At 73.2% G+C, this 25,804-nt stretch carries 19 protein-coding genes; 10 read left to right on the forward strand and 9 right to left on the reverse strand.

Annotation, left to right across the window (positions count from 1 at the left end; all coding sequences use genetic code 11):
* Positions 1-155: 155 nt before the first annotated feature.
* The 4 genes from D1J63_RS22205 to D1J63_RS22220 form a co-directional block, all read right to left on the reverse strand.
* Entirely contained in the window at positions 156-1,868 is a 1,713-nt protein-coding gene (locus D1J63_RS22205; protein WP_176155067.1) for an LCP family protein, read from the reverse strand.
* 222 nt (positions 1,869-2,090) lie between these two features.
* A complete protein-coding gene (locus tag D1J63_RS22210; protein WP_125631082.1) occupies positions 2,091-3,800 on the reverse strand; it encodes an LCP family protein in 1,710 nt (569 codons plus the stop codon).
* 266 nt (positions 3,801-4,066) lie between these two features.
* Positions 4,067-5,254 (reverse strand): LCP family protein, encoded by a 1,188-nt coding sequence (locus tag D1J63_RS22215; RefSeq protein WP_125631084.1) that lies wholly within the window; start codon positions 5,252-5,254, stop codon positions 4,067-4,069.
* Positions 5,255-5,618: 364 nt separating this feature from the next.
* Positions 5,619-6,383, reverse strand: coding sequence for a TIGR03089 family protein (locus tag D1J63_RS22220; RefSeq protein ID WP_125631086.1), 765 nt, complete (start codon positions 6,381-6,383; stop codon positions 5,619-5,621).
* A gap of 139 nt (positions 6,384-6,522) precedes the next feature.
* On the opposite strand from D1J63_RS22220, the gene D1J63_RS22225 reads away from it, so the two are divergent.
* Positions 6,523-7,782, forward strand: coding sequence for a peptidoglycan recognition protein (locus tag D1J63_RS22225; RefSeq protein WP_125631088.1), 1,260 nt, complete (start codon positions 6,523-6,525; stop codon positions 7,780-7,782).
* Between the two features lie 154 nt (positions 7,783-7,936).
* Positions 7,937-9,019, forward strand: a complete 1,083-nt coding sequence (locus D1J63_RS22230; RefSeq protein ID WP_125631090.1) for an NDP-sugar synthase — start codon at positions 7,937-7,939, stop codon at positions 9,017-9,019.
* A 303-nt stretch (positions 9,020-9,322) separates the two neighbouring features.
* Here D1J63_RS22230 and D1J63_RS22235 read toward each other — a convergent pair whose 3' ends face one another.
* The 4 genes from D1J63_RS22235 to D1J63_RS22250 form a co-directional block, all read right to left on the reverse strand.
* Positions 9,323-10,303: a DNA-3-methyladenine glycosylase gene (locus D1J63_RS22235; RefSeq protein WP_125631092.1), complete on the reverse strand. Its 981-nt coding sequence runs from the start codon at positions 10,301-10,303 to the stop codon at positions 9,323-9,325.
* 61 nt (positions 10,304-10,364) lie between these two features.
* On the reverse strand, positions 10,365-11,696 hold the full coding sequence (locus tag D1J63_RS22240) for a coenzyme F420-0:L-glutamate ligase (RefSeq protein WP_125631094.1): 1,332 nt from the start codon (positions 11,694-11,696) through the stop codon (positions 10,365-10,367).
* The gene (gene cofD, locus D1J63_RS22245; RefSeq protein WP_125631096.1) at positions 11,693-12,676 is read right to left on the reverse strand and encodes a 2-phospho-L-lactate transferase; all 984 of its coding nucleotides are present in this window, start codon (positions 12,674-12,676) and stop codon (positions 11,693-11,695) included. The genes D1J63_RS22240 and cofD overlap by 4 nt, the downstream gene beginning before the upstream one ends.
* Positions 12,677-12,720: 44 nt before the next feature.
* Entirely contained in the window at positions 12,721-13,245 is a 525-nt protein-coding gene (locus tag D1J63_RS22250) for a cysteine dioxygenase family protein (protein WP_125631098.1), read from the reverse strand.
* Positions 13,246-13,931: 686 nt separating this feature from the next.
* Here D1J63_RS22250 and D1J63_RS22260 point away from each other — a divergent pair.
* The 3 genes from D1J63_RS22260 to D1J63_RS22270 all read left to right on the forward strand — a co-directional run bounded on the left by D1J63_RS22260 (position 13,932) and on the right by D1J63_RS22270 (position 19,745).
* Entirely contained in the window at positions 13,932-14,195 is a 264-nt protein-coding gene (locus D1J63_RS22260) for a WhiB family transcriptional regulator (protein ID WP_003975777.1), read from the forward strand.
* Between the two features lie 214 nt (positions 14,196-14,409).
* Complete coding sequence (locus D1J63_RS22265; protein ID WP_125631100.1) at positions 14,410-18,228, forward strand: glycosyltransferase family 2 protein; 3,819 nt, start codon at positions 14,410-14,412, stop codon at positions 18,226-18,228.
* A complete protein-coding gene (locus D1J63_RS22270) occupies positions 18,225-19,745 on the forward strand; it encodes a DUF5719 family protein (RefSeq protein ID WP_125631102.1) in 1,521 nt (506 codons plus the stop codon). Before D1J63_RS22265 ends, D1J63_RS22270 begins: the two co-directional genes overlap by 4 nt.
* Before the next feature lie 28 nt (positions 19,746-19,773).
* Here D1J63_RS22270 and D1J63_RS22275 read toward each other — a convergent pair whose 3' ends face one another.
* Entirely contained in the window at positions 19,774-20,226 is a 453-nt protein-coding gene (locus tag D1J63_RS22275; RefSeq protein WP_164713211.1) for a metallopeptidase family protein, read from the reverse strand.
* A gap of 294 nt (positions 20,227-20,520) precedes the next feature.
* On the opposite strand from D1J63_RS22275, the gene D1J63_RS22280 reads away from it, so the two are divergent.
* The 5 genes from D1J63_RS22280 (at position 20,521) to D1J63_RS22300 (ending at position 25,802) form a co-directional block, all read left to right on the forward strand.
* On the forward strand, positions 20,521-20,943 hold the full coding sequence (locus D1J63_RS22280) for a DUF3499 domain-containing protein (protein ID WP_102928736.1): 423 nt from the start codon (positions 20,521-20,523) through the stop codon (positions 20,941-20,943).
* A gap of 152 nt (positions 20,944-21,095) precedes the next feature.
* On the forward strand, positions 21,096-22,712 hold the full coding sequence (locus tag D1J63_RS22285) for an L-lactate permease (protein WP_125635696.1): 1,617 nt from the start codon (positions 21,096-21,098) through the stop codon (positions 22,710-22,712).
* 80 nt (positions 22,713-22,792) lie between these two features.
* Entirely contained in the window at positions 22,793-24,157 is a 1,365-nt protein-coding gene (locus tag D1J63_RS22290) for a phosphomannomutase/phosphoglucomutase (RefSeq protein ID WP_125631104.1), read from the forward strand.
* Positions 24,158-24,424: 267 nt separating this feature from the next.
* Complete coding sequence (locus D1J63_RS22295) at positions 24,425-24,595, forward strand: Trm112 family protein (RefSeq protein WP_102928738.1); 171 nt, start codon at positions 24,425-24,427, stop codon at positions 24,593-24,595.
* A 79-nt stretch (positions 24,596-24,674) separates the two neighbouring features.
* A complete protein-coding gene (locus D1J63_RS22300; RefSeq protein ID WP_125631106.1) occupies positions 24,675-25,802 on the forward strand; it encodes an SIS domain-containing protein in 1,128 nt (375 codons plus the stop codon).
* Positions 25,803-25,804: the final 2 nt, after the last annotated feature.

The following is a 25,804-nucleotide window of genomic DNA, read 5'->3' on the forward strand; positions in this document are numbered from 1 at the left end:
GGTAGAAAAGGTCAACAAGTGCACGACGCCAGGGCGGACCTCGCGGCAGGGGGCACCGGAGCGCTCACACTATCCGCCCGGTTCGGCGTCGAACGACTCTGGTGTCACGATCGTCACCCCTACAACAGGGCATTCCCTCCTATTTTCGTGAACTCCTACCATCGGTAGGGCTTGTAGACGTCCATGCACTTGCTGGTGTCCGAGCCGTTGATGGCGTCGCTGCTCTCCGGCAGGTCTCCGGCCTCGGGCGTCTTCTGCTTCGGATAGGACGCGCCCTCGCGCCAGTCAGCTCCCACGACGAGAGTGACCCCGGACACGTCCGTGGACTTGCGCACCGCGTTCGCGGGGATCCCCAGCGCCTCGGCGACGCGCCGCGCGTCGCCCGCCAGCTCGTCGCTCGGGTAACGGACGACGGTCCGCTCCTCGGAGAGCGCCGCCGAGGTGTCCTTCGTCGCCTTCACGAAGCCCTTGTCCACCAGCGTCCCGGCGACCGCGCCGGCCCGGCCGGTGACCGGCCCCAGGGTGGCCGAGCGGGTGGCGTTCCGGACGAGGACGCCGATCTCGGAGTCTGCGGCGGGCTCGTCGGAGGGCTTCGCGGCATCGCCGTCCGCCGCGGCACCGTCTCCGGTGGCGTCCTCGCCGCCGTCCTTCTTCCCCTTCGTCCCCTTGTCGTCGAAGGACACGTCGTCGCGGAGCATCGCCCACATCTTGTCGGCGTCGGTGGCGGGCAGCAGGTGGTTCTTGTCCTCGGGGTCCTCGACGGTGGGAATCGTCGTCATGGTGATGCGGTCCGTGGGCACCGTCTTGAGCTGCATGCCGAGGTCGTACAGCTTCTTGACGGTGCCGATCTCCTCGGAGACCGTCAGCGACTTCGTGGCGGCCTCCGCCAGGTCCATCAGCCGGCCGGCGTCGGTGAAGACGTTCTGGCTCTTCAGCGTGCGGATCATCGAGTTCATGTACATGTGCTGGGCCCGGGCCCGCAGCGGGTCACTGCCCCAGGCGTGCCGGGTGCGCAGCCACTGCAGTGCCTCCTCGCCCTTGACCTTGTGCGAGCCCTTCGTCATCTTCAGACCCGAGCCGCCGGGCACGCCGGGCAGCGGGCGGTCCCACACATTCTGGTTCACGCAGACCTCGACGCCGCCGACCGCGTCCGCCATCGAGACGACGCCCGCGAAGTCGATCGTCATCCAGTGGTCGATGTAGACCCCGGTGAGGTTCTCCCAGGTGGCCAGGGTGCAGCCGGCGCCGCCGCGGGCCAGCGACGTGTTGATGATGGCGTTGGTCGCCGGGAACTTCTCCCCGGTGTCGGGGTCCTTGCACGCGGGGATGTCGACCCGGGTGTCCCGGGGGATGCTCACCACCGAGGCGCTCTTGCGGTCGGCGGCCAGGTGGATCAGCATCTGAACGTCGGCGAGCGGCGGGTTGTCGCGGTGGTTCTTGCCGCCGCCCAGCGCGACGTTGGCGTCGGAGGCCCGGCTGTCGGAACCGAGCAGCAGGATGTTCAGGGGCGTCTGGCCGGCCGCGTTCGGCTCGGTCTTGTGCGCCTTGGAATCGCCGCTGCTGCGCTCGCCCTTGTCGATGTTGCCGTTCAGATGCTGGTAGTAGAGGTATCCGGCGCCGGCCGTGCCGAGTATCAGCACCGCGAGAGTGGTCGCGGACCACCTCAGCGCCCGGTGCCGGCGTCCGGCGCGCCGCCGCCCGGAGCGCCTGCCGTTTCTGCCGCCGTGGCCCTGCGACCCTCCCCGGTCTTCCTGCCCGGCCGTGTCCCCGGCGCTCTCGTCCCGGCCGTCGCGTCCGGCCCGCCGGCCGCGGGCGTGCCGGACCGTGTCCGGTCGCGTTCCCTCCCCGCGCACACTGCTCTGCGTCATGTCCCTCTCCCACCCTCGGGCCCGCGAACGCACACCCGCACGCGACCTGCTCGCACAGTTGGACGTACGAAGCCCCTCGTTGGCTGTACGGCGACCGGTGGATTGTTCACCGGGGGCCGCTCGGCCGGTCGATCCACGGACCGGCCTACCGACGGACGGCTGATGGGCGACCGGCCGACCGATGGACTGTCGTACTGTCAGACGTGCGTGGGGCCCCTCAGGTCACTTCGCGCACTCGACCTTGTCCGCCGTGGACTTCTGGAGGTCCTTCGGCGCCTCGGCGGAGGTGGCGTCGAGCTTGACTCCGGCGCCCTTGAAGTCCTTGCCGAGGGTGAGGGTCATGGTGGGCAGGCCCTGGGAGTTGGTGACGCTCTCGCCGGGCTTCATGGCGGCGCCGGACAGGCCGAGGATCTCGGCGAGGGCGCGGGCCTGGTCGGCCTGGTCGGGGGCGTACTCCAGGGTGGTCTTGGCGATGTCGGCGGGGGCGTTGCCCGCGTTCTCCGACTTCGTGACGCCGGCTTCGTTCTGGAGGTAGGTCAGCTCCCGCCCCGCGCTGCCGGACGAGGCGCCGCCGTTGAGGATGCGGACGCGGACCTCGGAGGGCTCGGACTTCGCGCCCTCGAGGCGGGCGGCGACGGCGGCGTCCTCCTTTTTCTTCTTCTCCTTCTCCTTCTTCTTGACCTCGGTGAAGGAGACGTCGTTCTTGATCATGTCGAAGACCTGCTGGGCGGGCTCTTCCTTGAGGACGACCGTCACCGGTGTCTTCTCGGCCGGGTTGTCCTTGACCGGCACGGTGGCGAAGGTCAGGTTCTTGGTGTCGAGCTTGCCCAGCTCCAGACCGAGGTCCTTCAGCTTGCCGATGTCGTCCAGCTTCGCGTCGACGGTCAGCGCCTTGGTGCCGGCTTCGGCCAGCTTCACCATCTTGGTCGGGCTGGTGAGGGTGTCGTTGGACTTCAGTTTGCGCATCAGCGAGCTGAGGAACTGCTGCTGGAGCTCGATACGGCTCAGGTCGCCGCCGAAGCCGACCGAGTGACGGGTGCGGACGAAGGCGAGCGCGTCCTCGCCCTCGATCGTGTGCTTGCCCGCCGGCAGGTTCAGGTGTGAGTCGGGGTCGTTGATGTCCTTCGCCAGACAGACCTCGACGCCGCCGACCGCGGAGGACAGGGTCTTGACCGCGTTGAAGTCGGCCACCATGAAGTTGTCGGGCTTCACCCCGGTCAGCTCGGTGACGGTCCGCATGGTGCAGCTGGGCGTACGGCCGCTCTGGCCGAGACTCTGATTGAAGCGGACGCCGGAGGACCCGGGGATGACCTTGGTGCTCCCGTCCTCCTGCGTGGTCGGGCAGTCGGGGATGTCGACGATCAGGTCGCGGGGGATGCTGAGCGCGGTCGCGTTGGAGCGGTCCTTGGAGACGTGCAGCAGGAGCGTGGTGTCGGCGTGGCCCGCGCTGCCCTTGTCCCCGTAACCGTCGTTGCCGGAGCCGGTGCGCTTGTCGGTGCCGATCAGCAGGATGTTGATCGCCTCGTCCTTGCGGAAACCGCCGGTGCTCGCGCCGTCGTCCGGGAGGGACTCGATGTTGTCGTTGAGGTGCTGGAGATACAGATAACCGGCCGTGGCGGCGGCGAGGACGACGAACGCCATCGTGCCGCCGGTCCACAGAAGTATCTTCTTGCCCCTCGACTTCTTCTTGGCCTTCTTCGCCGGCCTCCGGCGGTCGCGCCGTCCCGGCGGCGGTTCCTCCGGCGTCGCACGCCGCCTGCGCGGCGCGGGAACCTCGGGACTCGGTGCCGGCGAGGCCCGGCGGGGCCCGGGGACCGGTGACTGCGGAGTGGAAGAAGGCAGTCGCAATTCGTAATCGCCGGTGTCCGGATTGAGCACCCACTGGTCTGCGGGGTCGATGTCCTCCGCCTGCCCACGGCCTTGCGCGTCCACGGTTTTCCGAATCCTCCGTCGGGGCCACGCGGCGCCCTCCCCTCCGGGCGCCCGGTCTCGCTCACGTCAGTTCAGTGCGTGGCCAGGGCAGAACTCCGCGGCCGGGCACACCGGATCGCTCACACTAACCGTCCCGCCCGGCACGGGGCGACGGCAGTGACGCATTCCACGAACCTTACAACTGGGCAATCCGGCGCATTTCTCGGACAATTGTCCGCGCGCGCATGCCACCTTGCACTCGCGGTTGCCCCTTCTTGGAATGCGCTTTACTCGCAGATGTCCTCGTCGGCGGTGTTCCCGCTGAACGTCGGCGCCGGGGATTCGGGGGCGCCGGTTTCGCCGGAATTCCCGGTACCGCCGCTCGGGTCCGACCGCTCGGCCGTGATCGTCACGGGCTCGTCCGTCCGCAGGCGGGTGAACAGCTTCTCGGCGCCGGGCTGCACGAGTTGGTCGCGATTGGCGTCGCCCGCGTACGACTCCCGGGGGACGGTCAGGAACTGCACGCGCTCGGTGGGAATTCCGCGCAGCCCGCGCACGAGGTCGTACAGCCCGCGCAGACTCGCCAGCTCGGGATCCGTCGTGAGCGAGGACGTGGCCGCGTCCAGTACGGGGTACAGCTTCACCGGATTCAGCAGTACGCCATTGCTCTGCACCTTGTTCACGAGCGCCCCCAGGAAACGCTGCTGCCGGTCCATCCGGTCGGTGTCGCTGCCGTCCCCGAGCGACTTCCGGGCGCGGACGTATCCGAGCGCCTGCTCCCCGTCGAGCGTCACCCTGCCCGCGGGCAGTTTCAGCTTGGCGTCCTTGTCGTCGACCGGCTTGCGCAGGCACACCTCGACGCCGTCGAGCGCGTCGACCATCTCCTTGAAGCCCTCGAAGTCGACGACCACGTGGTGGTCGATCCGGATGCGGGTCAGCTTCTCCACCGTGCGGATCGAGCACGCCGAACCGCCCGCCGCGAAGGCGTAGTTGAACTGCGTGAACGCCGGTTCGGTGAGTGACCCGTCGGGGCGGTGGCAGCCGGGGACGTTCACCATGAGGTCGCGGGGGAGCGAGACGGCGGTGACGCTGTCCCGGTCCGCGGCCAGGTGCAGCAGGATCGTGGTGTCCGACCGCTCGGTCCCGGAGTCGTGGCCGTAGCGGGAGTTGCCGGCCCCCGACCGCGAGTCCGACCCGATCAGGAGGATGTTCTGCGCGCCGTCCACCAGTGCCGTGGGCCGCTCCTTCTCGTACCGGGCGAGTTCGGCGGCGGCCGCCTCGTCCGCCGTGATGTTGCCGCTCAGCTTGGCGTACACCGCCCACCCGGCGCCCGCGGCACCCCCGGCCAGCACCACGACCGCGATCCCGGCGATCCACAGCCGCCGCTTGCGCCGCCGCTTCAACCCACGGCCGCTCGCGGACGCCCCGCGCCCCGGCTCCCCACCGGAGGCCGCCGTACCCGCGTCCTCGCCCACGCCTGCCTCCGTCCACACCCGCGCGCTGCTACGACCATGCCCCGGGGCACGACGAAGGACAGCACGGACCTAGCCCAAACGGGGCACACCGCCCGAGACGGTCCCGCGGGCAGCCACCCGCCCACCAGCTGCGGGCAGTCCCCGCCCTCCCAAGCTGCGGGCAGTCGCCCCCCAAGCTGCGGGCATTCGTGCCGCCTAGGGCGGCACGGGTGGGCGCAGGCGGCACCCCGGCAGCGCCGGGCCACGCGCCCCACCCCGCGCCGGCACGCACGCCGGGCCCTGGCCGGCACCGGTCGCCGCCCTACCCGGCGTCACCTCAACGCCGGTTCACCAACCACCACGCGGAAACCTCACCGCGGCAACCTCACCGCGCCGTCACCGACACCCGCTCCGCCTCGATCCGCTGATCCACCACACCCGCCCCCGCCAGCTCCAGATGCCGGCACAGCACCACCGACCCCCCCGAAGCCAACGGCCCGTACAACCCCGCGCTCAACCCCTCCCACGTGTCGTACGGCAACCCCGACAGAATCCGCGCCCCCGGCCCCGTGAGCCCCAGCCCCGACGCCTCCGCCCGAGCCCGCTCCACGACCTCCGCCCCGCTGAACTCCCGCCCGGCCACGATCAGCGCCGGCGCCTCCGGGTCCACCGGCGCGTACGGCACGAACCGGTCCCCCTGCCCCGGCACCTCCACCGCGTAATCGGCGAAGCCCTCCGGCGCCGCCGGCGCGAACCGCCCCCCGAGCGGCCGCAGCGCCAGCGCGATCCGCGGACCTGAGCACGCCCGCGCCGCCTCCAGCGACTCCGGTTCCGGCCCGCTCACGACCACGTCCGCCGCCTTCGGGTCGCCCGCCACGTCGGCGACGACGCCCACCGACGCGCACGCCAGCAGCCACACCGCCGTCTGCCAGTGCGCGGGCAGCAGCAGCGCGACCCGGTCGCCGGGTTCGACGGACAGTTCGTCCTGGAGGAGATTGGCGGTCTTGGCCACCCAATTGGCGAAGGTGGCCACGGACAGTTCGACGCGTTCGCCCGTGGCGTCGTCGTAGAAGGTCACCAGGGGGCGTCCCGGGTCCGCGGCGAGCGCGGAACTCAGCAGGTCGGCAGGGGTGCGGTCGGTCGCGTTCACCCGGGCAAGCGTACGCGGGCCGCGCGACGCCCACCGGGCGGACGGCGCACCGCGCCACCACCGGATCGCACGAGAGAACCCTACGGCCCGTCAGATCCCAAATAGACATGTTTGTCCAATGATGTACAGAATCAGGGGCATGCGTGGATTCCTAGCTTCCTCGACCGGTGTCACATGCGCGGCGGCCCTGGCCCTCCCGCTCGCCCCGCCCGCGGCAGCGAACACCACCACCACCTCGGCACCACCCGTGACGAGTCCGACGGCACGGCCCGAGACCTACGCCCCGGGCGGCACCCAGTCGCTGCCCCTCGCCCCCCTCGCCCGCGACCGGGCACCCGGCGCCGCCGAACAGGGCCTGCCCCGCCGGGACGTACGGCACTTCTCGCTCGTCGGCGTCGTCTGGGACAACCCCGCCACCGAACTCCACGGCCGCGTCGAGGTCCGTACCCGGGCCACCGCGACCGGCGCCTGGTCCGGCTGGCGGGAGCTGGAGACCCACAACGCCGACCACGCCGCCGACCCCGGCACCCCCGAGAGCACCTCGGGCCGCGTCCGAGGCGCCACCGCACCGCTGTGGGTGGGCGAGTCCGACGGCGTGGAGGTGCGGGTCCGGGCGGCGGACGCTCCCGCGGCCGCCCGTACCGCCCCGGCCGCCCCGCGGCTCCCCACCGGCCTGCGCCTCGAACTCGTCGACCCCGGCGAGGACACCCCGCCGCCGGCGAACCGCGCGCGGACCCGGGCCGCCCAACCCGCCGTACTTCCCGCGCTGCCCGCCCGGCAGAAGACCAAGCCGCACGCCGGCCCCCGCCCGCGCATCACCACCCGCCGCGGCTGGGGCGCCGACGAGAAGCTGCGCCAGAAGGGGTTCGTGTACACGAAGAAGATCAAGGCGGCCTTCGTGCACCACTCGGACACCGGCAACAACTACCGCTGCTCACAGGCGCCGTCGGTCATCCGCGGCATCTACCGCTACCACGTCAGGAGCATGGGCTGGCGCGACCTCGGCTACAACTTCCTCGTCGACAAGTGCGGAAACATCTACGAGGGCCGGGCGGGCGGCGTGTCCAAGCCCGTACTGGGCGCCCACACCCTGGGGTTCAACTCCAACAGCATGGGCATCGCCGTACTCGGCACCTACAGCTCCAAGAAGCCGTCGTCGGCCGCCCTGAAGGCGATCGCCCGGCTCACCGCGTGGAAGGTCGGGCTCTACGGCATGAATCCGCGCGGGAAGACATACCTCAAGTCCGGGGGTGGCAACCTCTACCCAAAGGGCAGGAAGGTACGACTGAACGTCATCTCCGGTCACCGCGACGGCTTCGCCACGAACTGCCCCGGAAAGAAGCTCTACGCCAAGCTCGGCACGGCCCGTGCGAAGGCGGCGGCGTACCAGCGACGCTGAGGCCGGCCGAGGACCGACGGGACCGACGAGGACTGGCGGAGGAACCGATGGGGCACGCCGCCGCACGGTCCTCGAAGGCACCACGGAACGGTCTGCATACACTGGCCCGCCGAAAGACAGTTCGGCCGGTCCCGGCAGGAAGCAGAGACGACAGGTGACAGAAGCGATCCTCCTGGTCGGCGGCAAGGGCACGCGGCTTCGCCCGCTCACGGTGAACACGCCCAAGCCCATGGTCCGGGCTGCCGGAGTGCCGTTCCTCACGCATCAGATGGCGCGGGCCAAGGCGGCCGGCGTCGAGCACATCGTGCTCGCGACCAGCTACCTGGCCGAGGTCTTCGAGCCGTACTTCGGCGACGGCTCGGCGCTGGGCCTGCACCTCGAGTACGTCACGGAGGAGGAGCCGCTCGGCACGGGCGGCGCGATCCGCAACGTGGCGTCCCGGCTGCACTCCGGCCCCGACGAGCCGGTGCTGATCTTCAACGGCGACATCCTGACGGGCCTGGACATCGGCGCGCTGGTCCGCACCCACGAGACGACGGGCGCGGACGTCTCCCTGCACCTGACCACGGTCACGGACCCGAGGGCCTACGGCCTGGTCCCCACCGACGACGCGGGCCGGGTGCTCGCCTTCCTGGAGAAGCCGCAGACCCCCGAGGAGATCGTCACCGACCAGATCAACGCGGGCGCGTACGTCTTCCGCCGCTCGGTCATCGACACGATCCCGGCGGGGCGCCCCGTCTCGGTCGAACGCGAGACCTTCCCCGAGCTCCTCGCCACCGGCGCCCACCTCCAGGGCATGGTCGACTCCACCTACTGGCTGGACCTGGGCACCCCGGCGGCCTTCGTACGCGGCTCGGCCGACCTGGTCCTGGGCCGCGCCCCGTCCCCGGCGATACCGGGCCGCTGCGGCGACCGCCTCGTCCTGCCCACGGCACAGGTCGCGCCCGACGCCAAGCTGGCCGGCGGCACGGTGGTCGGCGAGGGCGCCTTCGTGGCGGAGGGGGCGCGCGTCTTCGGGAGCACGATCCTGCCGGGCGCCGTCATCGAGCCGGGCGTCCTCATCACCGACTCCCTCATCGGCACGGGTGCGCGTGTCGGCACCCGCTCGGTCCTCGCCGACACGGTCATCGGCGACGGCGCGGTCATCGGCGCCGACAACGAACTCCGCTCCGGCGCCCGCATCTGGTGCGATGCCCAGATCCCCCCGGCAGCCCTCCGCTTCTCCTCGGACACCTAGCCGCCCCGACCACGAGCAGTCGCCATACCGCCGTAGCCGACGGCAGTCGCTGTGCCGCCGCCGTACCTGCTGGCAGCCGCCACGCCGCCGTTCCTGCGGGCAGTCGTGCCTCCCCCAGCGCCTGATCGGCCTGGGAGGTACCCCCAGGGCGGCACGGGTGGGCGCAGGCGGCACCCCGCCAGCGCCGGGCCGCGCACCCCACCGCCCGCACCCCAGCACGCCAGCACCCCGGCACACCCGCACCCCGGCACACCCGCACCCCGGCACACCCGCACCCCGGCCGACCAGCGAACCCCGGACCCCCTACAACCGCTCGATCCCCCGCGGAGCCATCCGCGGCGCCCGCCTCCCCGGCACCCGCCCACTCAACAACACCAACCGAGCCGCCCGATGCCGCTGCCCCGCATACGGCTCCAGCAACCGCAGCATCTCCGCGTCATCCGCATACCGGTCCCCGCCCAGCGCGAACCCCACGATCCCCGGCAGATGCAGATCCCCGACCGTCACCGCGTCCGGCGCCCCGTGACTGCGCTGCACGGTCTCCGCCGACGTCCACGGCCCCACCCCCGGCAGAACCTCCAGCCGCTCCCGCGCGGCCGCCGGCTCCATCCCCGACGCCTCCTCCAGCCGCGCGGCGACCCGCACGGCCCGCAGGATCGTCGACGCCCGTTTGTCGTCCACCCCGGCCAGATGCCACTCCCAGGACGGGATCATCGCCCACGTCCGCGCCGCCGGCATCACGCACATCCGCCCGGGCGCGGGCCCCGGCGCCGGCTCGCCGAACTTCCGCACGAGCAGCCGCCACGCCTGGTACGCCTCCAGCGTCGTGACCTTCTGCTCCAGGACCGAGGGGATCAACGACTCCAGCACCAGCCCGGTCCGTCCCAGCCGCAGCCCCGGACGCCGATGCGCCGTGACCGCCAGCAGCCGGTGCCGCGGCACGAACGCGGACGGGTCGTCCTCGGCGCCCAGCAGCCGCGGCAACTCCTCCAGCAGCCACTCGGCCCCCGGCCCCCAGGCCTCGCCCCGCACCTCGGCGCCGCGCGCGGTGACCCGCAGGGTGCCCGGCCCGGCGGGCGTCCGGCTGGCCCGCCACACCGACCCGTCCGGCATCGTCCGGAACGTCGGATCGCCCGGCCCGCGCCGCAGCGGCCCGAGCACCAGCCCCAGCTCCAGCGGCCCGTCCGGCACCCACACCCGGACCCGGCCCGGCGCGGGCGCCTGCCGGGGTATCCCACCGCGCACGGTGGCGCGAGGGGGCCGGGGAGCGAAACGTCCTGCCACGAGCGTGATCCTTGGGAGAGCCGTACGAGAGCCGAGGGAGAGCCCCTACGAGGGTAGAGGGCTACCGCACCTCGATGAACGCCCCCGCGTCCCGCTCCGGCCGCGCCTTCGGCTCCTCGGCCGGATGCCCGACCGCCACCGCGCCCATCGGGTCCCAGTCGCCCGGCAGCCCCAGCACCTCCCGTACGACGTCCCGGCAGAACATCGTCGAGGACACCCACGCGGAACCCAGCCGCTCCCCGGCCAGCGCGACGAGCAGGTTCTGCACGCCCGCGCCGGTGGCGACCACGAACATCTCCCGCTCGGCCCCGTCGCGCCGCGCGTCCCCGTAGGTGTGCGAGCCGTCCATGACCAGGCAGGGGACGACGAGGTAGGGCGCGTTGCGCAGGACGTCGCCGCGGCGGACGCGCTTGGCGATGGACCCCTCGCTCTTGCCGTCGCGCCGCAGGTCAGCGATCCAGGCGTCCCGCATCGCGTCGAGCAGCCGGGTGCGGGAGTCCGCCGACTCCAGGAGCACGAACCGCCACGGTGTCGTGTGGTGCGGCGCCGGCGCGGTCACGGCGGCGGCCACCGCCCGGCGCACGGCGCCGGGGTCGACGGGCTCGTCCGTGAAGGCCCGTACCGTACGCCGCTGCGTGACCGCCTGCCGTACCGCCTCCGAGGTGCCGAGGCGGAACATGTCGCCGCGCGCGCCGCGCACCATCGCCCGCGCGCCCTCGCCGTCGTCCTCGGCGACCACCTGCGGCAGTCCGCGTACGACGGCGACGGGCAGGCCGGCGGCCTTGCCCTTGACCAGGTCGCCCGCGGCGGCCAGCTCGTCGGCGGTGGCGACGACGGTGGCGCTGAGCGGATTGCCGTACGCGTCCGTGCCGCCGCGCAGGTCGTCGAGGACGCGGACGCCCGCGGCGCCGATCGCCATGTCGGTGAGCCCGGACCGCCAGGGCCGCCCGGCGGTGTCGGTGACGATCACGCCGACGTCCACGCCGAGCGTGTCGCGGAGCCCCTCGCGGATGCCGCGCGCGGAGGCGTCGGGGTCCTCGGGGAGCAGCAGTACGGTCCCTTGCGGAGTGTTGGAGGCGTCGACGCCGGCCGCCGCCATGACCAGACCCAGATGATTCTCGACGATGCGCAGCGTGCCCCGCCGGGCCACCACCCGCACCGTCTCGGCGTCGATCGCGGCCTCCCGGTCGGCGGCCTCGACGATCCGGCCCTCGGCCTTGGACACGATCTTGGACGTGACGAGCAGCACGTCCCCGTCGGCCAGCCCGGGCTCGGCGGCCGCGATGAGCTTGGCCAGGTCGTCGCCGGGCCGCACCTCGGGCAGCCCCGGCAGGGCCCACACCCGGTAGCCGTCCCGGTGGCCGGAAGCGCCGTCGCGCGTCTCGTCGCTCACGCCTCCCGCACCTCCTCCGCCAGCGTCAGCGCCTCCCGGGCCATCTGCGCCGTGGCGTCGAGGTCGGTCATCATCAGCGGTACGGCGCGGCAGAGGATCCCGGCGGCCTTCACGCGCGTGACGGAGTCGGCGTCGACCGTGTCGACCAGCCAGCCGTCGAGCAGCCCCGAGCCGTAGTGCTCGGCGACCGCGGCGGCCGTGGACTCCACGCCGACCGCGGCGAGCACCTTGTCGGCCATGCCGCGCACGGGCGCGTCGCCGACGATGGGGGACAGGCCCACCACCGGCACCCCGGCCTCGGCGATCGCCTCCCGGATGCCGGGCACGGCGAGGATCGTGCCGACCGAGACGACCGGGTTGGAGGGCGGGAAGAGGATGACGTCCGCCTCCGCGATGGCCTCCAGGACGCCCGGCGCGGGCTTGGCCTGCTCGGCGCCGACCGGCACGACCGCCTCGGCGGGTACGGAGGCGCGCAGCCGCACCCAGTACTCCTGGAAGTGGACCGCCTTGCGCTCCCCGGACCCCGCGGCGGAGCCGCTGTCGGGCAAGGTCACCGCCACGTGCGTCTCGACGCGGTCGTCGGTCATCGGGATGAGGCGCACCCCGGGCTTCCAGCGGTCGCACAGCGCCTCGGTCACCGCGCTCAGCGGGAACCCCGCAGTGATCATCTGGGTCCGCACGATGTGCGTGGCGAAGTCACGGTCGCCCAGCCCGAACCACTCGGGCCCGACGCCGTACGCCGCCAGCTCCTCCTTGAGGTGGAAGGTCTCGTCGGCCCGCCCCCAGCCCTGCTCCTCGTTGATGCCGCCGCCGAGCGTGTACATCACCGTGTCGAGGTCCGGGCAGACCTTCAGCCCGAAGAGGTGGATGTCGTCCCCGGTGTTGCCGATGACCGTGATGTCCGCGTCCGGCGCGGCCTGCTTCAGACCACGCAGGAACCGGGCACCGCCGATGCCGCCTGCCAGAACCACAATGCGCATGGGCCCAGTCTTGCAGGCGGGTACGACACTGCGTCGACCAGTCGTCACCGTGCCGGTGCGGCGGCGGTGCCGGCGCCGGTGTCCTGCCCGGCCGCGGCCGAGCACTGCGGGGAGTGCATCGGCATCTCGGTCAGGCCCGGGTGGTAGACGTGCAGGCTGACCGCCGGCTCCAGCGCGTCGTTGACGACCTCGTGCACGTGGCCCGGCGCGAACACGCGCTGCGTACCGGCCCGCAACGCGCGCGTGCCGCGCTCCGTGTGCTCGGTGAGCGTGCCCTCCAGGACCGTCCACACGCCGGAGGAGGGGCCGTGGTCGTGGCGTCCGCTGCCCTGTCCCGGCACCCAGGACAGCAGCCAGACCTCGTACCCGGGGCCGGTGCGCAGCCGGTGGTACCAGCGGGTCGTCGCGTCGTACCGGACGAGGTGCTCCCACGCCGTGCGGTCGGCGGCGAGGGAACGGAGGAGACCGGCGAACTCGGCGACGGTGGCCGGGTGCTCGCGCGGAGGCTGCAGGAGGTGGGGGACTTCGAGGATGTCGCCGGCGATCTGGAGATCGCTGTCGCTGTTCATGGGTGCGTGGTTCCTCGGCGGGAAGAGAGCGGCGGAGCGGAGCGAATGACGAAGAACGCCCTGGTGGGGCGGGAACGGAGCAGTCGAGTCGCGTGGACTCGGGGACAGCCGGAGCGCGGTCGGCTCAACAGCTGGAACAGCGGCAACAGCTACAGCGAGCGCGGGCAGCACCGTGGGACCCGGCGGTGCGGGTCGAGGCGAGCGCCAAGTTCGCGAGCATGCCCACAAGGACAGCGGTTCACACCAGCACTGTCAACTCGATGCCCGTTATGTGGGACATGTTTCACCTCATCCGGTTGATCGCGCTGCCGAAAGGTTTGCTCATACGGCTTCCGGGACACATGGCGCACAAGCCGGGCGCACAACCCCCGTTGCGATCCCGTGATCCGAATGTGATCAGGTTCGCTTCGGCGCGTGTATCGGAACGGGATCGATCGCCGGGGCGTCCTTCCTGGTGCAGATGTTGAACGGGACGGGCTCCCCGGCGGGCTGATTGGTATGTCAAGGTTTATGGCGATTTGAACACTTACTGCATGGCCTTGGTTCCGCAGAGTGAATAAGGGGCCCAATAGCAGATCTCGGCTTGACTCGCCCGGAGCAGCACACTTGTAATTTCACTCGTGTCGTTCAGCCGGAATCGGTAACGGCTGGATCACGGGGACGCGAAAGACAGACGAGGGGCGCACATGACCGAGCTGGTGCAGCAACTGCTGGTCGACGACGCGGACGAGGAGCTCGGCTGGCAGGAGCGCGCACTGTGCGCCCAGACCGACCCCGAGTCCTTCTTCCCCGAGAAGGGCGGCTCGACCCGCGAGGCCAAGAAGGTCTGCCTCGCCTGCGAGGTCCGCTCCGAATGCCTCGAGTACGCCCTTGCCAACGACGAGCGTTTCGGCATCTGGGGCGGCTTGTCCGAGAGAGAACGCCGCCGCCTGAAGAAGGCCGCGGTCTGAGCACGAACGTCCGACGCGGCGGCGGAAGGGCCCGCGCGGACGGTCCGCGCAGACGGCCCGAGCAGCGGTAACGGCCCGTCGCCGGTGGGTTGTCCACAGGCGGCGGGCCGCCCCTGTGTCCAGCCGATAGTGTGGGCGCTCGTCCGAGACGCCCCGCCGTTCCCAACAGGCACGGGCGTCCACCGCAGTCCACCGAACCGGGGCCCGTACCTCGATGTCCGTGCAGAGTCACACGGCAGCCCAGCAAGACCTCGCTGCCACACCTGAGTTCCCGCGTCACGTGGTGACCGCGGTCCTCGTCGCCCACGACGGAGGCCGCTGGCTGCCCGACGCGCTCGCCGGGCTGCTCGGCCAGGAGCGCCCCGTCCAGTACGCCGTGGCCGCCGACACCGGCAGCGCCGACGACTCCTCCCGGCTGGTCGCCGACGCCCTCGGCGACGACCGCGTGCTCCACCTCGCCCGGCGCACCGGCTTCGGCCAGGCCGTCGAGGAGGCCGCCCGCACCGCCCCCGTCCTCACCCCCGAGGACCTGCCGTACCTGAAGCGGCCCAGCGGCTGGGACCCCGTCACGCGCAGCTGGCGCGACGACGCCTACGACCTGCCGGAGCTGCCCCACGGAGAGCCGGTCCAGTGGCTGTGGCTGCTGCACGACGACTGCGCCCCCGAACCCGACGCCCTCGCCCAGCTGCTGCGCGTCGTGGACACCGAGTACGAACTCGGCCGCGACGACGTCGCCGTCGTCGGACCCAAGCTCCGCGGCTGGTACGACCGCAGGCAGTTGCTGGAGGTCGGCGTCTCCATCGCCAACTCCGGCCGCCGCTGGACCGGCCTGGACCGCCGCGAGCAGGACCAGGGCCAGCACGACCACGTCCGCACCGTGCTGTCGGTGTCCACCGCCGGCATGCTGATCCGGCGCGACGTCTTCGAGCGGCTCGGCGGATTCGACCGCCGGCTGCCCCTGATGCGCGACGACGTCGACCTGTGCTGGCGCGCGCACGCGGCCGGAATGCGCGTCCTCGTCGCCCCCGAGGCGGTCGTCCGGCACGCCGAGGCGGCCTCGCGCGAGCGCCGCGCCGTCGACTGCGCGGGCCGCACCACCGCCTCGCCGCACAAGGTGGACAAGGCCGGCGCCGTCCACACCCTCCTGGTCAACGTCCGCACCGCCGCGCTGCCCTGGGTGCTGCTGCGCATCGTCCTCGGCACCCTGCTGCGGACCCTCGCCTACCTCGTCGGCAAGGTGCCCGGCCAGGCCCTGGACGAGATCCGGGGCCTGCTGGGCGTCCTGCTGCGACCGGAGCGGATCCTCGCCGGCCGGCGCGAACGCGGGCGCCCGCAGGTCGAGAAGGACGAACTGCGGCCCCTGTTCCCGCCGCCCGGCGCGACCGTCCGCGCCACCGTCGAGCAGGTCGCGGGCGACCTCTTCGGCGGTTCCGACGCCGACGCCGCCACGGGCGCCGGACGGCACGGCGGCGGCATCGAGTCCGGACCCGGCGGCGACGACGCCGACTTCCTGGAGATCGAGCAGTTCGCCCGCCTCAAGCGCATCGCCCGCAAACCCGGCCCGGTGCTCTTCCTGGTGCTGCTGCTGGTCTCCCTGGTCGCCTGCCGCGCGCTCCTCGGCGGCGGCGCCCTGGCGGGCGGCGCGCTGCTGCCCGCCCCGGCCGGCGCCGGCGAGTTGTGGTCGCGGTACCTGGACGCCTGGCACACGGTCGGCACCGGCGGCACCGCCTCCGCGCCGCCCTACCTCGCCATCCTGGCCACGCTCGCCTCCGTCCTGCTCGGCTCCACCGGACTCGCCGTCACCCTGCTGCTGGTCTGCTCGGTGCCCCTGGCGGGCGCCACGGCGTACTTCGCCTCCCGCCCGCTGGTCCCGTCCCGGCTGCTGCGCGCCTGGGCCGCCGTCGCCTACGCCTTCCTGCCCGCCGCGACCGGCGCCCTCGCCGGCGGCCGCATCGGCACCGCCGTCCTCGCCGTCCTGCTGCCGCTGATCGCGCGCGCGGGCGTCGCGGCGGCCGGTCTGACGGGCTCCTCCGGCGCCCGCGGCAGCTGGCGCGCCACCTGGGCGTACGCCCTGCTGCTGACCGTCACGACCGCCTTCACGCCCGTGGTGTGGCCGGTCGCGCTGGTCCTGGGCCTCGGAGTGCTCGCCCTGCGCCGCGGCGAGATCACGGCGTACGGACCGCGCTTCCTCGCCCAGCTCGGCACCCCGCTGCTGCTGCTCGCCCCCTGGTCGCTGTCGCTGCTGCCGTTCGGCTTCTTCGACGAGGCCGGGCTCGCGTACGGCTCCTCGGCCGCCTCCGCGCTCGACCTGCTCGGCGCCAGCCCCGGCGGTCCGGGCACGGTGGGCGGGCTGTTCCTCATCGGCGTCGTGCTGGCCGCGCTGGCGGCACTGCTGCGCTCCGAGCGGCAGTTGGCCGTCCGGACGGCCTGGGCCGTCGCCCTGGTCGCCCTCGTCTTCTCGGTCCTGTCCAACCGCTCCGCCTGGGCCGGCCCCGCCACCCTCGTCTACGGCATCGCCCTGCTGTCCGCCGCGGCCCTCGGCGCCGACGGCGCGCGCTTCCGCGTGGCCGAGCAGAGCTTCGGCTGGCGCCAGCCCGTCGCCGCCCTGATCGCCCTCGCCTCGGCCCTCGGCCCGCTGATCGCCGCCGCCGGCTGGATGATCGGCGGCGCCGACGGGCCCGTGGAGCGACGCGACCCCGTGCAGGTGCCCGCGTTCGTCGCCGAGGAGAGCCACACCCGCGACCAGGCCCGCACCCTCGTCCTCGACAGCGACTCGTCCGCCCACGTGAGCTACATGCTGGTCCGCGGCTCCGGCGCCCGTCTCGGCGACGGCGAACTGGCCTCCGGCGACGGCGGGAACACCACCCTCGACAAGGTCGTCGCCAACCTCGTGGCCGGCTCCGGCGCCGACCAGGCCGACCAGCTCGGCGGATTCGCCGTGCGCTACGTGCTCGTGCACAAGGGAGCGCCGCGCGAGGTCACCCGCGTCCTGGACGCCACGCCCGGACTGAGCAGGCTCAGCCAGCAGGACGGCAGCGGACTGTGGCGGGTGAACCAGGAGGTCGCGCGCGCGACCATCGTGCCCGGCGAGAAGTCGGGTGCCGGGAAGTCCGGTGCCGGCGAGCCCGAGCCCGTGGCGGCCGGGCCCGTCGAGATCCACACCGACGTCAAGGCCGGCCCCGACGGCCGGGTGCTGCGCCTCGCCGACACCGCGGCCGAGGGCTGGACGGCGACCCTGGACGGAAAGGCCCTCACTCGCACCACGGTCGACGGCTGGGCCCAGGGCTTCGAACTCCCCGCCTCCGGCGGCCGGCTGGACGTCACCTACGACGCCCCGTTCACGCACACGGCCTGGATGTGGGCCCAGGGACTCCTCGGCGTCGTCCTCGTCGTGCTCGCCCTGCCCGGCAGGCGCCGCGACGTCGACGACGACCTGCCCGACGAGCAGCTCGTCCCCGCCCAGGCGGCCGAGGGCGAGGGACGCCGGGCACGGCGCCTGCGCGCCCAGGCCGAGGCGGAGGCGGCGGAAGCCGAGGCCGGAGCCGGAGCAGGCCCGGAGCCGGGCCCCGGGACAGCGGACGACGCGCCCGAGGCGCCCGAGGCACCCGAGGTCCCCGAGCCGCCCGCGGCGGCCCCCGCACCGGTCCCGCAGCAGCAGGCGTACGGCGCGTGGGACACGACGGGATACACCGGCACCGACTACGGCTCCTACGACGGCGGCTACGGCGGCGAGCAGTACCAGGGCGCCCAGCAGTACGACCCCGCCGCCTACGGGCAGCAGCCCTACCAGGGGGACCCGTACCAGCAGGACGCCTACCAGGGCGGCCCCGCCGGCCAGGGCGCGCAGTACGGGAGCGGCGGCCAGTACGACCCGTACGCGTACGGCGACCCGACGCAGGGTCAGGAGACCGGGTACGACCCCGCGTTCGACCAGGGGTACGGCCAGGGCGGCTACGACACGCCGTACGACCCTTCCCAGCCCCAGCAGCCGCACGGCACGGGCAGTGAGCGCCCCGACGGGAGCCAGCAGTGAAGCGCACGACCCTGTCCCTGATCGCCTGCGCGACCGCGCTCGCCGCCGTCACCGGGTTCGCCGCGGTGTCCGCCCCGGACGACTCCGGCCCGGACACCGGGGCGCCGGCCGCCCGGCTGCCCGTGGAGCGCACCAGCCTGCTGTGCCCGGCGCCCAGCACCTCCGACCTCGCCGAGACGTCGTACACGTCCTTCACGCCCGTCACGAAGGGCGCCGACGAGAAGGGCAGCGCCGCGCTCGTGGCGGCGGAGTCGGACGACGCCACCGGGGCCGGCGGCCAGGGCGACGACAAGGACGAGAAGGGCGACAAGGACGAGAAGGCGGAGAAGCCGGTCGTCCAGCCCAAGGCGCCCGGCACGCCCGTCGCCGGGAAGACCACCGGCGCCGACACCCCCGCCCTGATCGGCACCGCGGAGGGCGGCAGCGCGCCGGGCTGGACGGTCCAGCAGACCACGGAGGTCGCCGCCGGGACGGGCCGGGGACTCCAGGGCGTCAACTGCACCGCTCCGGACACGGAGTTCTGGTTCCCGGGCGCCAGCACCGCGACCGGCCGCACCGACTACGTGCACCTGACCAACCCCGACGACTCGGCGGCCGTCGTCGACATCGAGCTGTACGGCAAGGACGGCGCCCTGAAGTCCACGGTGGGCGAGGGCGTCACGGTGCCGCCGCACGCCACGGAGTCCCTGCTGCTGTCGACCCTCAGCGACGTGCGGCAGACCGACCTGACCGTGCACGTCGGCGTGCGCAGCGGCCGGCTCGGCGCCGCGGTGCAGGCCCTGGACGACAAGACCGGCGGCGACTGGCTGACCGCGGCCGCGGACCCGGCGAGCGACCTGGTCGTGCCGGGCATCCCGAAGGACGCCACCGCCGTACGCCTGGTGCTGTTCACGCCCGGCGGCACCGACGCCGACCTGAAGGTGCGACTCGCCTCGCCGACCGGGCTGATCACGCCCGCCGGCCACGAGACCGTGCACGTCAAGGCCGGTATGACGACCGGCGTCGACCTCGGCGAGGTCACGCGCGGCGAGGCGGGCTCGCTGGTGCTCACGCCCACGGACCGGTCCGTTCCGGTCGTGGCCGCGGTCCGGGTCGTGCGGGGCAAGGGCGACGAGCAGGAGTCCGCGTTCATCCCGGCCTCCGACCCGGTCGGTGCGCGCGCGACGGCCGCGGACAACCGCGCCAAGAGCACCACCCTGGCCCTGTCCGCGCCCGGCGCGGCGGCGAAGGTCAGGGTCACGGCCTCGGCGGGCACCGAGGGCGGCACGACGGCGACCAAGACGTACACGCTGAAGGCCGGCACGACCCAGAACGTCGACGCACCGGTGCCCGCGGGACTCAAGGGTTCCTATGCGCTGACCGTCGAGACCGTCTCGGGCGGCCCGGTCCACGCCTCGCGCACTCTGACGGGGTCCGACGACGACGTCGCGTCCTTCACCGTCCAGACCCTCCCCGACGACCGGGGCATGGTCTCGGTGCCCAACGCGGACGAGGACCTGTCGGTCCTGCAGAAGTAGTGGCCGGGGGCGACCGGGCCCCCGCCGCTCAGTCCTCCCCGTACCGGGGATCCACCGTCTCCGGGGTGAGCCCCAGCAGCTCCGCGACCTGCTCGACGACGACCTCGTGCACCAGCAGCGCCCGCTCGTCGCGCCCCTTGGTCCGGATCTCCACCGGCCGCCGGTAGACGACCACCCGCCCCCGCCGCCCGTCCCGGGAGGGCACCGTGCCCCCGAGCGGAACCGCCTCGTCGTTCCACGCGTCCCCGGCCGCGGCCGGCCGCGGCACGTCGAGGACGAGGAAGTCGATGTCGGCGAGCTGCGGCCACCGCCGCTCCAGCCGCTCCACGGAGTCCTGCACCAGGTCGGCGAAGACCTCGCCACGGCTCGCGGCGAGCGGCACCTGCGGGGGAGCGACCGGGCCGCGCATGCCCCGACCGTGGCGATCACGACGGCGGGGGCCCGGGCGGCCGGCATCACGGGGCGTCACGGGGTTGTCCATCACTGGTGAAGGGTAGTCCCCGCCGAGGCGACGCGCCCGGCCCGCACGCGCTCGGCGGGCCACGTGACGGCGGTCCACTCGGCCTGTCGCCGGATGACCATTCCAGCCAAGGTTGGGCTCAATTCGGTATCTCTCCGTGACCGCGGAACTCAAGGCAAATGTCGTTGTTTGTATCGGGTCGTGACCGCTTTCCGGTCCGCGCGAGCTCCTCGGGAGCGGCGTCCACGCAGGTCGAACGGGGGTGAGCGGGACGGCCGTAGGACGTTTCACGCCACGACACGGGGGTGTGACCTGGTGGAGAGTCGTCGCGGCCCGCTCAAGAGTGCGGTACCGTCCAACATCGTGAGCCCTGTACGTCGCTGTTCGCGCACCGCCTGCGGCCGTCCCGCCGTCGCGACGCTGACGTACGTCTACGCCGACTCGACCGCGGTCCTCGGCCCGCTCGCCACCTACGCCGAACCCCACTGCTACGACCTGTGCGCCGAGCACTCCGAGCGCCTCACCGCCCCGCGCGGCTGGGAGGTCGTCCGCCTGCTCGACGGATCGGCCCCGGCCCGCCCCAGCGGCGACGACCTGGAAGCGCTCGCCAACGCGGTGCGCGAGGCGGCCCGGCCCCAGGAGCGGGCGGCCGAGGCGGGTGGCGGCGCACGCACGGCCGACCCGATGGAGGTCGCGCGCCGCGGTCACCTGCGCGTGCTGCGCTCGCCGGACAACTGAGTCCCGCTCGCCCCCTGCTTCCCCCGTCCCACTTCCCGTGGCGTCGATCACATCCGTTGCTGCACACCCATTGACGCGCTGTTGTCGCGGACACGACCATTCCGGAAGTCACGAGAAATCGCTTTCGCATGGCGGAATCCGGGGAGGCGTCCGTGTACGTGCAGGAACTGGAACCCGTCGCCGGTTCGCTCGGCCTGTCCGCCCTGGTGGCGGCCCTGCCACTGGTGATCGTCCTCGTCCTGCTGGGCGGCGTCCGCATGAAGGCGCACCTGGCGGGCCTCATCGGCCTGCTGGCCGCCGTGCTGGTGGCCTGGCTCGCCTACGGCATGCCGCTGGACCAGACGGCCTCCAGCGCCGTCCAGGGGGCGGTTTTCGGCCTCTTCCCCATCCTGTGGATCGTCGTGAACGCCCTGTGGGTCTACCGGATGACCGTCCGCACCCGGCACTTCGACATCCTGCGCCGCTCCTTCGGCCGCCTGTCCGACGACCCCCGCATCCAGGCCCTCGTCGTCGCCTTCTGCTTCGGCGCCCTCCTGGAGGCCCTCGCCGGGTTCGGGGCACCCGTCGCGATCTGCTCCGTCATGCTCGTCGCCCTGGGCTTCGACCCCGTGCGCGCCGCCGTCGTCTCCCTGGTCGCCAACACCGCGCCGGTCGCCTTCGGCGCGATGGGCACCCCCGTGGTCACGCTGGCCCAGGTCACCGGGCTGCCGCTGGACGACGTCGCCTCCGTGGTCGGCCGCCAGACGCCCCTGCTCGCCCTCGTCGTACCGCTGCTCCTCGTCGCCCTGGTCGACGGGCGGCGCGGCCTGCGCGAGACCTGGGTGCCCGCCCTGGCCTGCGGAGTCGCCTTCGCCGTCGCCCAGTTCGTCGCCTCCAACTACGTCTCCGCCCAGCTCGCCGACATCGCCGCCGCGCTCATCGGCGCCGGCGCCCTGGTCGCCGTACCGCACTCCCGCCGGCCCGCCGCCGAGCCCGTACGGGCCTCCGTCCTGACCGGCGTACGCAGCGAGGAACTGGACGAGGAGGACACGCCGCGGGAGGTGGTGCGGGCCTACGCGCCGTACGCGCTGATCGTCGCCGTCTTCTCCGTGGCGCAGATCCCGGCGGTCAAGGACTGGCTGGCCAAGGCCACGCAGTCCTACGACTGGCCGTTCCTGGACGTGCTCGACCCCGAGGGCAAGCCGGTCGGCGGGAACGTCTTCTCCTGGCCGATCGTCTCCACCGGCGGCACGCTCGTGCTGTTCGCAGGGGTGGCCACCGCCGTCGTCCTCGGCGTGCACGCGCGCGTGGCGGTCAAGGAGTGGCTCGCGACCGTGCACGAACTGCGCTTCGCGATCCTCACCGTCACCTCGGTCCTCGCCCTCGCCTACGTCATGAACCTGTCCGGGCAGGCCGCCACCATCGGCCACTTCGTCGCCGCGGCCGGGGCCGGACTCGCCTTCCTCTCCCCGGTGCTCGGCTGGTTCGGCGTCGCCGTCTCCGGCTCCGACACCTCGGCCAACGCGCTCTTCGGCGCCCTCCAGGTGACCGCCGCGCGGGAGTCCGGACTCTCGCCCGAACTGCTCGCCGCCGCCAACAGCTCCGGCGGCGTCCTCGGCAAGATGATCTCCCCGCAGAACCTCACCATCGCCTGCGCCGCCGTGGGACTCGCGGGCCGCGAGGGCGACCTCCTGCGCAAGGTGCTGCCGTGGAGCCTCGGCCTGCTGCTGGTGATGTGCCTGATCGTGGTCGGGCAGTCCACCGCCGTCCTGGGCTGGATGCTGCCCTGACCTGAGGGAACCTTCCGGGCGGTGCGCCGGTCCCTACGGGTAGTTTGTGGGCTCCGACAGGACTTTCAGGAAGGTTGGCCGTGGTTGCTGATCTGTCGCAGATCGTGAAGGCGTACGACGTGCGCGGTGTCGTCCCGGACCAGTGGGACGAGCCGCTGGCCGAGCTGTTCGGCGCGGCCTTCGCCGAGCTGACCGGCGCGGGCGCCCTCGTGGTCGGCCACGACATGCGGCCCTCGTCCCCCGGCCTGTCCGGCGCCTTCGCACGCGGGGCGGCGGCCCGCGGCGCCGACGTGACCGAGATCGGCCTGTGCTCCACCGACCAGCTGTACTACGCCTCCGGCGCACTCGACCTGCCGGGCGCCATGTTCACGGCCTCGCACAACCCCGCCCGGTACAACGGCATCAAGCTGTGCCGCGCGGGCGCCGCCCCGGTCGGCCAGGACACCGGCCTCGCCGACATCCGCGCCCTGGTGGAGCGCTGGAGCGAGGTGGGCGCCCCGGAACCGTCCGCCCGCCCCGGCACCGTCACCCGGCGCGACGTCCTCGCCGACTACGCGGCCCACCTGCGCTCCCTGGTCGACCTCACCGCCATCCGCCCCCTCAAGGTCGTCGTCGACGCGGGCAACGGCATGGGCGGCCACACGGTCCCGTCGGTCTTCGCCGGCCTGCCCCTCGACCTGGTGCCGATGTACTTCGAACTGGACGGCACCTTCCCCAACCACGAGGCCAACCCCCTCGACCCGGCCAACCTCGTCGACCTCCAGCAGCGCGTCCGCGAGGAGGGCGCCGACCTCGGCCTCGCCTTCGACGGCGACGCCGACCGCTGCTTCGTCGTCGACCAGAACGGCGACCCGGTCTCCCCGTCCGCCGTCACCGCCCTCGTGGCCGCCCGCGAACTGGCCCGCAACGGCGGCAGGGGCACCGTCATCCACAACCTGATCACGTCCTGGTCCGTCCCGGAGGTCGTGCGCGAGAACGGCGGCACACCGGCACGCACGCGCGTGGGCCACTCCTTCATCAAGGCAGAGATGGCCAGGACCGGCGCCATCTTCGGCGGCGAGCACTCCGCCCACTACTACTTCCGCGACTTCTGGAACGCCGACACCGGCATGCTGGCCGCCCTCCACGTCCTCGCCGCCCTCGGTGAGCAGGACGGCCCGCTGTCCGCCCTCGTCGCCGCGTACGACCGCTACGCCGGCTCCGGCGAGATCAACTCCACCGTCGCCGACCAGCAGGCCCGCCTCGCCGCGATCCGGGCCGCGTACGAGGAGCGCGACGACGTCACCGTGGACGACCTGGACGGCCTCACGGTCACGACGGCCGACTGGTGGTTCAACGTCCGCCCCTCCAACACCGAGCCCCTGCTCCGCCTCAACGCGGAGGCCCGCGACGAGGCGACGATGGCAAAGGTCCGCGACGAGGCCCTGGCGATCATCCGGGCTTAGCCGCCGACGTTGGGCAGCCGCGCCGCCCCCTCCCGCCCCCCGCCGCCGCTGCGGGCAGTCGTGCCGCTGGGGCGACGGGGGTCCCCCCGCTCGAGCGAAGCCGAGAGTGGGGGAGGGTGGGCGCAGCGGCACCCGGCAAGCGCCCGGCGCGCGACCGCCCCCAGCCCCACCGCCGGGTTCAAGGTGGGCCACCCGCACGGGCCCCGCCCCGGCGGTACCCTGACCAGCACATCCACACAAGCCCCACCACCCCCGGAGGGAACCCCCATGCCGCTCGAAGCCGGCCTCCTGGAGATCCTCGCCTGCCCCGCCTGCCACGCCCCCCTCAAGGAGGAGGAAGCGGAGCTGATCTGCACCGGCCAGGACTGCGGCCTGGCGTACCCGGTGCGCGACGGCATCCCCGTCCTCCTCGTCGACGAGGCCCGCCGCCCCGAGTAACCGCCGCCCCGGCGACCGGCAACCCGGCGACGACCCCGCGCAACCGAACGAACGCCCCGGCGATCGGAGACCTGCCGCCATGCTCGACGAATCGCTCCTCGACGCCCCGGAGCGCCTCACCGAGGCCGACCGCCGCGGCCTGCTCCGCGGCGCCGCCGAGGCCGGTGCCCGCGTCCGCACCGCCGCCCGGCACGCCGCCGAGGCCGGCGTCGGCAACCTCAAGCCGGACGGCCGCCCCCGCGCCGTACTGATCGCAGGACCCGGCGCCGCCGCCACCCACGCCGCCGACCTCCTCGGCACCCTCGCCGGTGCCGGCAGCCCCGTCACCCGCCTCGCCCCCACCGGCGTCGCCCCCGCCGCGGGCGCCCTGCGCTGGGAACTGCCCGGCTGGGCCGGCTCCGTGGACCTCCTGCTGATCGCCACCCCCGACGGCACCGAGCCCGGCCTGTCCCTGCTCGCCGAACAGGCCTACCGACGCGGCTGCACGGTCGTCGCCGTCGCCCCCGCCCGCTCCCCGCTCAGCGAGGCGGTGAGCGCCTCCCGCGGCCTGTTCATCCCGATGGCGACCGCTCCCTACGACCACGACGAGCCCCTCGCCGGTGCCGCCCCCGGTGTCCTGTGGGCGCTGCTCACCCCGCTCCTCGCGCTGCTGGACCGCACCGGGCTGCTCGAGGCGCCCCCCGAGGCCATCGACAAGGTCGCCGACCGCCTCGACCGCGTCGCCGAACGCTGCGGACCCGCGATCGTCACCTACAGCAATCCCGCCAAGACCCTCGCGGCCGAACTGGCCGAATCCCTCCCCGTCATCTGGACCGAGGGCACCTCCGCCGGGCCCGCGGGCCGCCGGTTCGCCGCCGCGCTCGCCGAACTGTCCGGCACCCCCGCCGTCGTCGCCGACCTGCCCGAGGCGCTCGCCGCGCACAGCGCCCTGCTCGCCGGCCGGCTCGCCGCCGGCGCCGACCCCGACGACTTCTTCCGCGACCGCGTCGAGGAACCGGCCGCCCTCCACGCACGCGTGGTGCTCCTGCGGGACCGGCCCACGGGCGGCCTCACCGCCGCACCCAACGCCCGTGACCTCGCCCTCGGCCACGACACGCCGATCAGCGAACTGGAACCGGAAGAGGGCGGCGAACTCGACACCCTCGCCGAACTGATCGCCATCACGGATTTCGCCGCCGTTTACCTGGCACTCGCCTCGGGCGCCTGATC

It is taken from the genome of Streptomyces sp. KPB2 (genome assembly GCF_003950055.1).
Taxonomy (GTDB): Bacteria; Actinomycetota; Actinomycetes; order Streptomycetales; family Streptomycetaceae; genus Streptomyces; species Streptomyces salinarius.

What these genes read in the sequence shown, in the direction of transcription:
- D1J63_RS22275 (WP_164713211.1), bottom strand. Translation starts at nt 20,226, where the DNA reads ATGGACAACCCCGTGACGCCCCGTGATGCCGGCCGCCCGGGCCCCCGC.
- cofD (WP_125631096.1), bottom strand. Translation starts at nt 12,676, where the DNA reads ATGCGCATTGTGGTTCTGGCAGGCGGCATCGGCGGTGCCCGGTTCCTG.
- D1J63_RS22260 (WP_003975777.1), top strand. Translation starts at nt 13,932, where the DNA reads ATGACCGAGCTGGTGCAGCAACTGCTGGTCGACGACGCGGACGAGGAG.
- D1J63_RS22295 (WP_102928738.1), top strand. Translation starts at nt 24,425, where the DNA reads ATGCCGCTCGAAGCCGGCCTCCTGGAGATCCTCGCCTGCCCCGCCTGC.
- D1J63_RS22265 (WP_125631100.1), top strand. Translation starts at nt 14,410, where the DNA reads ATGTCCGTGCAGAGTCACACGGCAGCCCAGCAAGACCTCGCTGCCACA.
- D1J63_RS22250 (WP_125631098.1), bottom strand. Translation starts at nt 13,245, where the DNA reads ATGAACAGCGACAGCGATCTCCAGATCGCCGGCGACATCCTCGAAGTC.
- D1J63_RS22205 (WP_176155067.1), bottom strand. Translation starts at nt 1,868, where the DNA reads ATGACGCAGAGCAGTGTGCGCGGGGAGGGAACGCGACCGGACACGGTC.
- D1J63_RS22225 (WP_125631088.1), top strand. Translation starts at nt 6,523, where the DNA reads ATGCGTGGATTCCTAGCTTCCTCGACCGGTGTCACATGCGCGGCGGCC.
- D1J63_RS22300 (WP_125631106.1), top strand. Translation starts at nt 24,675, where the DNA reads ATGCTCGACGAATCGCTCCTCGACGCCCCGGAGCGCCTCACCGAGGCC.